Genomic DNA, 9,699 nt, shown 5'->3' with positions numbered 1-9,699 from the left:
CGGCCGGGGCGGCCCGCTGGGCGGCGCCCGCCTCCGAACGCGCCGCCCGCTCGGCGGCGGCGGCCGTGCGCTCCGCGGCGGTGCGCTCGGCAGGGGCCGCCGCCGCCTGTGCGGCGGCCGCGGCCTGCGCGGCGGTGTGCGGGCTGTAGGCCCCGGCGAGCCGTTCGCTCTGATCCGGTGTCCGCGGCTTCTCCACGGTGGCGGTGGCTTCAACAGGCATTGAGGACTCCTGCCAATATTCGATCTCGTCGTCGGACAGTGGGCGTGGCGGGTTCGGTCGCGCCGGGGCGCGCCGTCGCGGGTCCATCCGCGTCTGTTCGGGCCAGATCCCTCCGCCGTTCGGTGCGGCGGGCGGCTGATACCGCTGTGGTTGCGGCAGATCGTGGTGTTGCTCGTAGCGCGGGTCCAGGTCCGGCGCGGCGGGCGGCGGCGGCTGAAACCGGGGCGCCCGTGGCGCGTCGCGGCGCGGGTCGACGTCCGCCGGCGGCTGCGACCGTGGCGGCCGCGGCACGTCGTAGCGCTGGTCCATGTCCGCCGGCGGCTGCACCCGTGGCGCCTGCGGCACGTCGCGGCGCGGGTCCACGTCCGCCGGCGGCTGCACCCGTGGCGGCTCCGGCATCGGCGGCGGCTGGAACCGGGCCGCCTGCGGCACGTCGGGGCGCTGCTCGAAGCGCGGGTCCACGGTGACCTGCTGGACGCCGAGCTTCGCGATCGGCTGGCCGGCCGCCGGCCGGAACGGCCGCACCGACGGCGCGCCCGCGGGCGCCTCCGGGGCGGGGCCCTCGGCGAGCAGCCGGTTGAGCGCGTCGGCGGCCGTCGGCGGCCGCGGAGGGCCACCGGCCGGTGGCCGGGAAGGACCGCCGTCGGACGGCCGCGCCGCCGCACCCGCGGGTGGACGCGGCTGCCCGCCACCGCCCGCCGGCGCCGGCCCGGAGGCCGCCTGCGGCGGCCAGGCCCCACCGGCAGGCGGCTGGGGCGCACCTGAAGGCCCAGGAGGCACTGGAGGCCCGGGAGGCACTGGAGGCCCGGGAGGCACTGGAGGCACTGGAGGTCCGGGCGGCCCGGGAGGTCCTGGCACCGGCGGCCGCTGCGGCCCACCGGCGGGCGCCGCGCCGGGGACAGGCGCGCCGGCGGGCGGCCGGGGCGTGGCGGCCCGCGCATCCGCGAGCGCGTCCGCGAACGTCGGATTCCTGCCCTGCGATTCGGCGGCATCCGCCAGCGCGGCCAGATCCTCGATACTCAGTGTGCGATTCGGCGTGTCGCCTTTGCGCGGTGCCTGGCCTGATGATTGAGTTGTCGCAACGGCATCGGGGACCTCCACCGTCAGCTCATATTTCTGAGTTCCGAAAAGGCCACCGACCCCGCCGGTGCGCACTTTTTCGGCAGAGACGATGACAGCATCCGGCCCGTGCTCCGCGCGGACCTGCGCGAGCAGCTCTTCGAGGTCACGACCCTCAAGCAGCAACCGGGTAGGCACCATTCACCACCCCAATAGTCTCAATCCGCAGCGTACTCCCGGCGATCTCTGAGTAGGACAGAACCGGTAAACGCGGCAATGCCATCTGCACCAGTTTCCGCAGAGCGTTGCGCAGTTGCGGTGAGCAGACGAGGACAGGACTGACGCCCCGTTCCTCGCCGAGTTCGGTGATTCTGGTCAGGTCGGCGAGCATCGACTCGGCGCGTGCCGTGTCGATCAGCAACTGCAGTCCGCTGTCGGTCGGGCGCAGCGATTCCAGCAGCTGCTGCTCCAGCCTCGGCTCGAGCGTGATCGCCGTGAGGGTGCCGTCGTGGGCGTACCGGGAGGCGATCGCCGGCCCGAGTGACGCCCGCGCCGCCTCGACCAGCGAGTCGGGGTCGGTGGACTGCTTCGCCTGCAGCGACAGGGATTCGAAGATGCGCACCAGGTCGCGGATCGGCACGCCCTCGTCGAGCATGGTCTGCAGCACCCGCTGGACCTGCCCGAGGCTGAGCGCCGCCGGGGTCAGCTCCTCCACGACGACGGGGTGCGTGCGCTTGACGATCTCGGTGAGCGCGCGGACGTCCTCGCGCCCCAGCAGGCGGCTGGCGTGCAAGCGGACGATCTCCGCCAGGTGCGTGATGATGACGGACGCCCGGTCGACGACCGTCGCGCCGGTGAGGTCCGCCTGGTGGCGCAGCTCGGCCGGCACCCACTTGCCGGCCAGGCCGAAGACGGGCTCGACGCCGGCCCGGCCGGGCAGGAAGTCCAGGCCGTCGCCGATCGCCAGGACCGTCCCGGGCGGCGCCTGGCCGCGGCCGACCTCGACGCCGCTGATGCGCACCGCGTACGTCGACAGCGGCAGCTCCAGGTCGTCGCGGGTGCGCACCGGCGGCATGACGATGCCGAGCTCCAGGGCGACCTTGCGGCGCAGGGCCCGGACCCGCTCCAGGAGGTCGCCGCCGCTGGCGTCGACGAGGTCGACGAGGTCCGGCGCGAGGGCCAGCTCCAGCGGGTCGACCCGCATCTCCCCGATCAGCGTCTCCGTCGGGTCCGGCGGTGGCGGCTCGGCCTCGGTGGCGGCAGCGTCCTGCTGGTCGGCCTCGCTGACGGGTTTCGGCAGGCGCTGGGCGATGATCAGCACCGCCGCGCCGACGAGCAGGAAGGGCAGCTTCGGCAGCCCGGGGATGAGGCACAGCGCGAGCGCCGCGCCGCCGCCGATCTGCAGCGCCCGGCGGTTCTGGCTGAGCTGCTTGCTGACCGTGGCGCCCATGTCGCCGTCGTTGGCGGAGCGGGTCACGATGAGGCCGGTCGCCACGGACAGCAGCAGCGCCGGGATCTGCGAGACGAGGCCGTCGCCGACGGACAGCAGCGAGTAGGTCTGGATCGAGTCGGTCGCCGACAGCCCGCGCTGCAGCATGCCGATCGCGAAGCCGCCGATGAGGTTGACCAGCGTGATGATGATGGCGGCGATCGCGTCGCCCTTGACGAACTTCGACGCGCCGTCCATCGCGCCGTAGAAGCTCGCCTCGGAGGTGATCTCGGTGCGGCGTTTGCGGGCCGTGGCCTCGTCGATGAGGCCGGCGTTGAGGTCGGCGTCGATCGCCATCTGCTTGCCGGGCATCGCGTCGAGGGTGAAGCGGGCGCCGACCTCGGCGACGCGCTCCGCGCCCTTGGTGATGACGATGAACTGGACGATGAACAGGATCAGGAAGATGACGAGGCCGACGATGAGCGAGCCGCCGACGACGAAGTGGCCGAACGCCTCGATGACGTCACCGGCGAAGCCCTCGGTCAGCACCAGCCGCGTCGCGCTGATGTTGAGCGACAGGCGGAAGAGCGTCGCGATGAGCAGCAGCGAGGGGAACGACGAGAACTCCAGCGGCCGCTTCACGTACATGCTGACCAGCACGATCACGAGCGCCAGCGTGATGTTGGCGGCGATGAGCGTGTCCAGCAGCATGGCCGGCAGCGGCACGACCATCATGAGGATGATCAGCACGATGCCGATGGGCACGACGAACTGCGACAGGCGTTTGGGCACGCTCTCCCCGTCTTTCCGATGTGACGCGTTCACCTGATCGGTGCCGAACGGGTAGTTCTGAGGGTTTTCCTTTGGTTGCAGGGCCGGGTGCCGATCGTCAGGGGCGTGCAGCCCGCAACGACCTCCACTCCCGACTCGACCCAGCTCGTCCACATCGGACGCCAGCCGCTCTACGACTGGTCCGGGCATGTCGTCGGCTACGAGCTGCTGTTCCGTGGCGCCGCGGACGAGGTGGAGGCGTCCCGGCGCAGCGCGTACGCGACCAGCCAGGTCATCGTCAACGCGTTCACCGAGTTCGGCCTGGAGCAGCTCGTCGGCGGCCGCAAGTGCTTCATCAACCTGACCCGCGACTTCCTCGTCGGTGACCTGCCGCTGCCGTTCGACCCGGACCACGCGATCCTGGAGATCCTGGAGACCGTCGAGATCGACGACGCGGTGCTCGCCGGGACCGCGAGGCTGGTGCAGCAGGGGTACGAGATCGCCCTCGACGACTTCGTGTTCGGCCTCGGCCACGAGCGGCTGCTGGGCCTGGCCTCGTACGTGAAGCTGGACCTGCTCATCCGCGAGCCCGAGGAGCTCGCCGAGGTGGTGGCCCGCTGCCGCCGCTACCCGGGGATCAAGCTCGTCGCGGAGCGGGTGGAGATCGAGGAGCACATCCTGCTGGCGCAGCGGCTCGGGTTCGACCTGCTGCAGGGGTACGCCGTGGGCCGCCCCCAGGTGCTGACGGCGGTCGCGCTGTCACCGTCGCGGCTGCGCCGCCTGGAGCTGCTCGGCGCGGTCACCGCGGAGGACGCCGACATCGCGAAGGTGTCGGCGATCGTGCAGAGCGACCCGGCGCTGTCCTACCGCGTGCTGCGGGCGACGAACTCGGCCGCGTCCGGGCTGCCGCGCAAGGTGGCGTCGGTCCGCGACGCGGTCGTGCTGCTCGGCTCGGCGAAGATCCGGCAGTGGGCGGCGCTGATGCTCGTCAGCGACGTGGCGGAGTCGGCGACCGAGGACCAGCTGTCCACGACGATGGCCCGGGCCCGGCTGTGCCAGACCGTCGCGGAGCGGCTCGGGCTGCAGGGCGACGCGGCGTTCACCGTCGGCCTGCTCGCCGGTGTCGCCGAGCTCATCTCGGAGCCGGTCGCGGAGCTGGTCACCCGGCTGCCGCTGACGGTCGAGGTGGCCGACGCGCTCGTCGACGGGCACGGCCGGCTCGGCCAGGTCCTGTCGATCGTGCGGGCGTACGAGGTGGCCGACGAGCACGCCCTCGCCGCCACGCCGGTGTCGTCGGCGGACCTGGCGAAGGCGTACCTGGCGGCGGTCGGCTGGTCGATGCGCACCATCGAGGGCGCGCTGGGCCGGTAATGGCTGGTGAGAAGACCGAGCAGCCTACCGAGCAGAAGAAACGGCAGGCGCGGCGCGAGGGCACCCGGGCCCGCACGCCGGATCTCGGCGCGTGGGGTGGGGTGCTGCTGGCCAGCATGCTCCTGCCGATGACGGCCCGCAGCGTCATGGCACGGACCCAGGACCTGTTCTCCAAGAGCACGCAGGCGTTCACCGACCCGGAGCCGGCCAAGGCCCTGGAGCTGCTCAAGACCGGCATGACGGACATCGCGATCTGCGCCGCGCCGATCACCGTGGGCCTGTTCGTGTTCGCGATCGTCGGCACCGCCGCCCAGGGCGGCCTGCGCCCGGCGACGAAGCAGCTCAAGCCCGACTTCAAGAAGCTCAACCCGCTCAAGGGCCTGAAGCGCACGTTCGGCGGCCAGGCGGCGTGGGAGAGCGTCAAGTCCCTGGCGAAGGTAATCATCCTCGGCGTCGTCGTCTACAACACGATGCACACGCTGGTGCCGACGCTGCTGGGCGCGACCGCGATGCCGCTGCAGACGATCATCGGCCTGGTCGCCGACACGGTGCTGAAGGTCATCAGGATCGCCGCCGTCACCGGCCTCGTGCTCGCCTTCGCCGACTACTTCGTGGCCAAGCGCCGGGTCAACAAGCAGCTGATGATGTCGAAGGAGGAGATCAAGGAGGAGCACAAGAAGTCCGAGGGCGACCCGCACGTGAAGGGCCACATCCGGCAGCGGCAGCACGAGATGGCCCGCAGCCGGATGATGGCCGACGTGCCCAAGGCCGACGTCGTGGTGGTCAACCCGACGCACGTCTCGGTGGCGCTGCGGTACGACCCGACGAAGGGCGCGCCGCGGGTGGTGGCGAAGGGCCTGGGCGTGATCGCGCTGAAGATCCGCGAGGTCGCCACCGAGCACCGGGTACCGATGGTCGAGGACGTGCCGCTCGCCCGGGCGCTGCACGGCGCGTGCGAGATCGGCGACGAGATCCCGGCGGAGTTCTTCGGCGCGGTCGCCCGGGTGCTCGCCTTCATCATGATGCTCAAGTCGAAGGGGTCCGCCGCCGGCGTGCACACGGTGCCGGAGCACCGTTAGCGTGCTGGCATGGACGACTTCGACGTCGTGGTGGTCGGTGCCGGTCCGGCGGGCGCGGCGGCGGCGCTCGCCGCGCGGCGGGCCGGCGCGAGCGTGCTGCTGCTGGACAAGGCCGGCTTCCCGCGCGACAAGCCGTGCGGTGACGGGGTCGCGCCGCACGCCCTCGACGTGCTCGCCGGGCTCGGCGTGACCGGCGTCGAGGACGGCTTCGCGCCGGTGCCGTCGCTGCGGCTCGTCGGGCCCGCCGGTGGGGCGGTCGCCCGCAGGCACGCGCGCCCCGCGTACACCATCCCCCGGCTGGTCCTCGACGAACGGATCGTGGACGGTGCGGTGGCGGCCGGGGCGGTGCTGCGCCGCCACACCGTGCGCCGCATCGAGGAGCGCCCGGACCGGGTGGTCGTCGACGGGATGGTCTCGGCGCGGGCGGTCATCGGCGCCGACGGCGCGTATTCGGCGGTGCGCAAGGCGCTCGGGCAGCCGCCGAACGGCCCCGGCCACCTGGCGCTCGCCATCCGCGGCTACGCGCCCTTCGCGGGGCAGCCCGCCGAGCAGCGGATCGTGACCGCGTCGCGGGAGTGGCCGGCCTACGCGTGGGCCTTCCCGATCGGGGACGGCACCGCCAACATCGGCTACGGGGAGGTGCTGCACGGCCGGCCGGTCTCCCGGGCGCACCTGCTGGACCGCCTCGCCGAGCTGCTGCCCGACGTGGACACGGCGGCGGCGACCGGGCTGCGGGCGCACCACCTGCCGCTGTCGACGCGCCGCCCGGCGCCGGCCCGGGGCCGGCTGCTGCTCGCGGGCGACGCGCTGTCGCTGATCAACCCCTTCACCGGCGAGGGCATCTTCTACGCGGTGCTGTCCGGCGCCCTGGCCGGTGCGGCGGCGTCCGGTGACGCGCCGGGGCAGCGGTACGCCGCGGCGCTGCGCGGCCGGCTCGGGCGGCACCTGCGGCACTCGCGGGCGGCGGCGCTGCTCGGCGGCCGGCAGTGGATCGTCAACGCCGCGGTACGCGCCGCCGACCGGCGCCAGGCGGTCTTCGACGACCTGGTCGAGCTCGGCCTCGGCGACGGCACGCTGACCCCGCGCACGGTCGGCGCCATCGCCCGCCACGTGGTCACGCGCTGAGGTTCTCCGCCATCCGGGCCAGGGTGCGCACGGTGGTCAGGTAGTCCTCGGCGGGGACGCCCTCGGCGACCCGCCGGCGGACCGCGGCCACGTCGGCGGCGATCGCCGCCCTCGCCCGCTCGCCGTCATCCGTGAGCGCGCCGTCCTGCCGCATCCACCCCCGCTGGACCAGGTCCTGCCGGCACTCCCCCTGCCCTTCCCACAACGGGTCCTCCGGCCCGAGGCCGTTGAGCAGCTGCCAGTGCCGGCGGCGCAGCCCCTGCCGGTCCAGCGCAGCCCCGAACGCGCCCTCGATCCGCTGGTCGAGCTCGCGCAGCCAATAGCCGATCGGCCTGTCCTCTGGTTTCATGGGTTCCACCTGTACATGCCTCCAGAATGTAGATAACAAAAATTATGCATCCTTCCCTTGCCGCCGTCGAGACCGCGATGGTGTCGATCCGACGCAGCCAGACCCGGCGCGCACTGGCCCGCAGCGGCCCGGCCAGCGGGGTGGACCCGGCGGTCTTCGACGTCGTCGACGCGGTCGAGGGGCTGCGCGACCGCGCGACGGTGACGGCGGTCGCCGCCGCGCTCGACGTGGCGCAGCCCCGCGCGAGCAAGCTCGTCGCCGCCGCCGTCGAGGCGGGCTGGGTGCGGCGGGAGGCCGACCAGGACGACGGCCGCCGGTCGCTGCTCGTGCGCACCCCGGCCGGGCTGGCACTGTGCGAGCGGGTGCACGCCGCGCGGCGGGCGAGGTTCGCCGCGGCGACCGCCGGTTGGACGCCCGCGGAGGTGGAGACGTTCGCCCAGCTCCTGACCCGCTTCGTCGCGGGCCTCACCGAAACGGCCGGACAACGGCACTGAGCGTCGATTCTTCAATGCTCCGGCGCACGGTAATCTTCGCGCCAGAGGTGATGTGGTTGACCGGCGCCGACGGCCAGGACGATGCGCTCATCGAGCCTGCGCTGTCCGATCTCGCGCACCGGTGGGTCGCCGCCGTCCGCCGGACCAGCTTCCTCGACGTGGGCGCCGAGACGCTCCGCGACCGCTTCGAGCAGTTGGTCACGCTGCTAGCCGGCGTGCTGCGCGCCGACCCGTTCGACCCCCGGCCCGCCGCCGGAGCCGGCGCGGCGCTCATCGATGTCGGGCTGTCCAGCCCCGAGGCGCTCCAGCACTCCATCGCCGTCCTCGCCTCGCTGCCCGCCGCCGCGGACGTCAAGCCCGACGACGACGACAGGATCGGCGCGGTCCTCGGCGCGGTCGCGGCCGGCTTCACCCGCGCCGGCCGGCAGCGGATCCTCGACGACCAGGAGCGCATCCGCCGCGCCTGGGCCAGGGCGCTCACCGACGCCGAGCACAGCCTGCAGCTGGAGCTGCACCACCAGGCGCACCACGACCCGCTGACCGGGCTGCCCAACCGGGTCCTGCTCTACCGGCACCTCACCGACACGCTCGGTGAGGCCGGCGGGCGCGACCGGATCGGCGTCTGCTTCCTGGACCTCGACGAGTTCAAGACCGTCAACGACACCCTCGGCCACGGCTCCGGCGACCGGCTCCTCGTCGCCCTGGCCGACCGGCTCCGGGCCTGCGTCAACGGCGCCGGCCACTTCGTGGCCCGGGTCGGCGGCGACGAGTTCGTGGTGGTCGTGCGCCACAGCACCGGCCCCGGCCAGCTGACCGAGCTGGCCGAGGCGATGCTGGCCGAGCTGAGCAAGCCCGTCCGCCTCGACAGCCACGAGCTGTCCGTGTCGGCCAGCATCGGCATCGTCGAGCAGCCCTGCCACGGCGCCGACCCCGACGAGCTGCTGCGCGCCGCGGACGCCACGCTCTACCTGGCGAAGGAGGAGGGCCGCGCCCGTTACGCGCTCTTCGACGCTAAGCGCAACGCGCAGCAGGTCCTGCGGTACGGGCTGACCGGCCGCCTCGCGGGTGCCCTGGACCGCGGCGAGTTCGAGCTGGTCTACCAGCCGCTCGTGGCCCTCGCCGACAACCGGCTGCGCGGCGCCGAGGCGCTGCTGCGCTGGCGCCACCCGGACCTCGGCACCGTCTCGCCCAACACGTTCATCCCCGTCGCCGAGCAGTCCGGCATGATCCATCCGCTGGGCCGCTGGGTCCTGCGCGAGTCGTGCCGCGTGGCCGCCGACTGGCAGCGCTCGCACCCCGACACGCCGCTGCTCATCAGCGTCAACGTCTCCCCGCGCCAGTGCACCGACCCCCGGCTGCTCGACGACGTGCGCCATGCCCTCGCCGACACGGGCCTCTCCCCGGCCAACCTGCAGCTGGAGCTGACCGAGACCGTCCTCATGCAGTCGACCGGCCAGCCCATCCAGACCCTGCGCACCATCGCCGACCTGGGCGTGCGCATCGTCATCGACGACTTCGGCATCGGCTACTCCAACCTCGCCTACCTGCGCCACCTCCCGGTCCACGGCCTGAAGCTCGCCGGCGCCTTCATGGCCGGCATCCGCTCCCTGGCCAGCGACCACGTCGACGAGCAGATCGTGGAGACGGTCATCCGCCTGGCGCACACCCTGCAGATGACCGTCACCGCCGAAGGCATCGAGACGGCCGACCAGGCCGGCCGCCTCGCGTCGCTGGGCTGCGACCTCGGCCAGGGCTGGCACTTCGGCCGCCCCGTGACCGCCGGCGAGATCCCCTCCCGCTGA

At 73.2% G+C, this 9,699-nt stretch carries 7 protein-coding genes and 1 pseudogene; 5 read left to right on the top strand and 3 right to left on the bottom strand.

All coding sequences use genetic code 11. From position 1 onward, the window contains the following. Positions 1-745 (bottom strand): annotated as a pseudogene (locus ABD332_RS58615) (hypothetical protein); the annotation flags it as partial. A 709-nt stretch (positions 746-1,454) separates the two neighbouring features. Beyond that, positions 1,455-3,500 (bottom strand): flagellar biosynthesis protein FlhA, encoded by a 2,046-nt coding sequence (gene flhA / locus ABD332_RS58610; RefSeq protein WP_344515640.1) that lies wholly within the window; start codon positions 3,498-3,500, stop codon positions 1,455-1,457. A gap of 105 nt (positions 3,501-3,605) precedes the next feature. Here flhA and ABD332_RS58605 point away from each other — a divergent pair, with 105 nt between their 5' ends. The 3 genes from ABD332_RS58605 to ABD332_RS58595 are packed head-to-tail and all read left to right on the top strand — an operon-like array spanning position 3,606 to position 7,054. Further along, complete coding sequence (locus ABD332_RS58605) at positions 3,606-4,850, top strand: EAL and HDOD domain-containing protein (protein ID WP_344515638.1); 1,245 nt, start codon at positions 3,606-3,608, stop codon at positions 4,848-4,850. Then, complete coding sequence (locus ABD332_RS58600; RefSeq protein ID WP_344515636.1) at positions 4,850-5,929, top strand: EscU/YscU/HrcU family type III secretion system export apparatus switch protein; 1,080 nt, start codon at positions 4,850-4,852, stop codon at positions 5,927-5,929. The genes ABD332_RS58605 and ABD332_RS58600 overlap by 1 nt, the downstream gene beginning before the upstream one ends. 9 nt (positions 5,930-5,938) lie before the next feature. Further along, entirely contained in the window at positions 5,939-7,054 is a 1,116-nt protein-coding gene (locus ABD332_RS58595) for a geranylgeranyl reductase family protein (protein WP_344515634.1), read from the top strand. On the opposite strand, the gene ABD332_RS58590 is transcribed toward ABD332_RS58595, so the two are convergent. Continuing rightward, on the bottom strand, positions 7,044-7,403 hold the full coding sequence (locus ABD332_RS58590) for a hypothetical protein (protein WP_344515632.1): 360 nt from the start codon (positions 7,401-7,403) through the stop codon (positions 7,044-7,046). The genes ABD332_RS58595 and ABD332_RS58590 overlap by 11 nt on opposite strands. Before the next feature lie 44 nt (positions 7,404-7,447). Here ABD332_RS58590 and ABD332_RS58585 point away from each other — a divergent pair, with 44 nt between their 5' ends. Continuing rightward, positions 7,448-7,897: a MarR family winged helix-turn-helix transcriptional regulator gene (locus tag ABD332_RS58585; protein ID WP_344515630.1), complete on the top strand. Its 450-nt coding sequence runs from the start codon at positions 7,448-7,450 to the stop codon at positions 7,895-7,897. A gap of 56 nt (positions 7,898-7,953) precedes the next feature. Beyond that, positions 7,954-9,699, top strand: coding sequence for a putative bifunctional diguanylate cyclase/phosphodiesterase (locus ABD332_RS58580; RefSeq protein WP_344515628.1), 1,746 nt, complete (start codon positions 7,954-7,956; stop codon positions 9,697-9,699).

The sequence above is a fragment of the Dactylosporangium maewongense genome (assembly GCF_039531485.1).
GTDB classification, from domain to species: Bacteria; Actinomycetota; Actinomycetes; order Mycobacteriales; family Micromonosporaceae; genus Dactylosporangium; species Dactylosporangium maewongense.
Note: the sequence above shows the minus strand (reverse complement) of the source record. Positions and strands in the feature narration are given on the sequence as shown.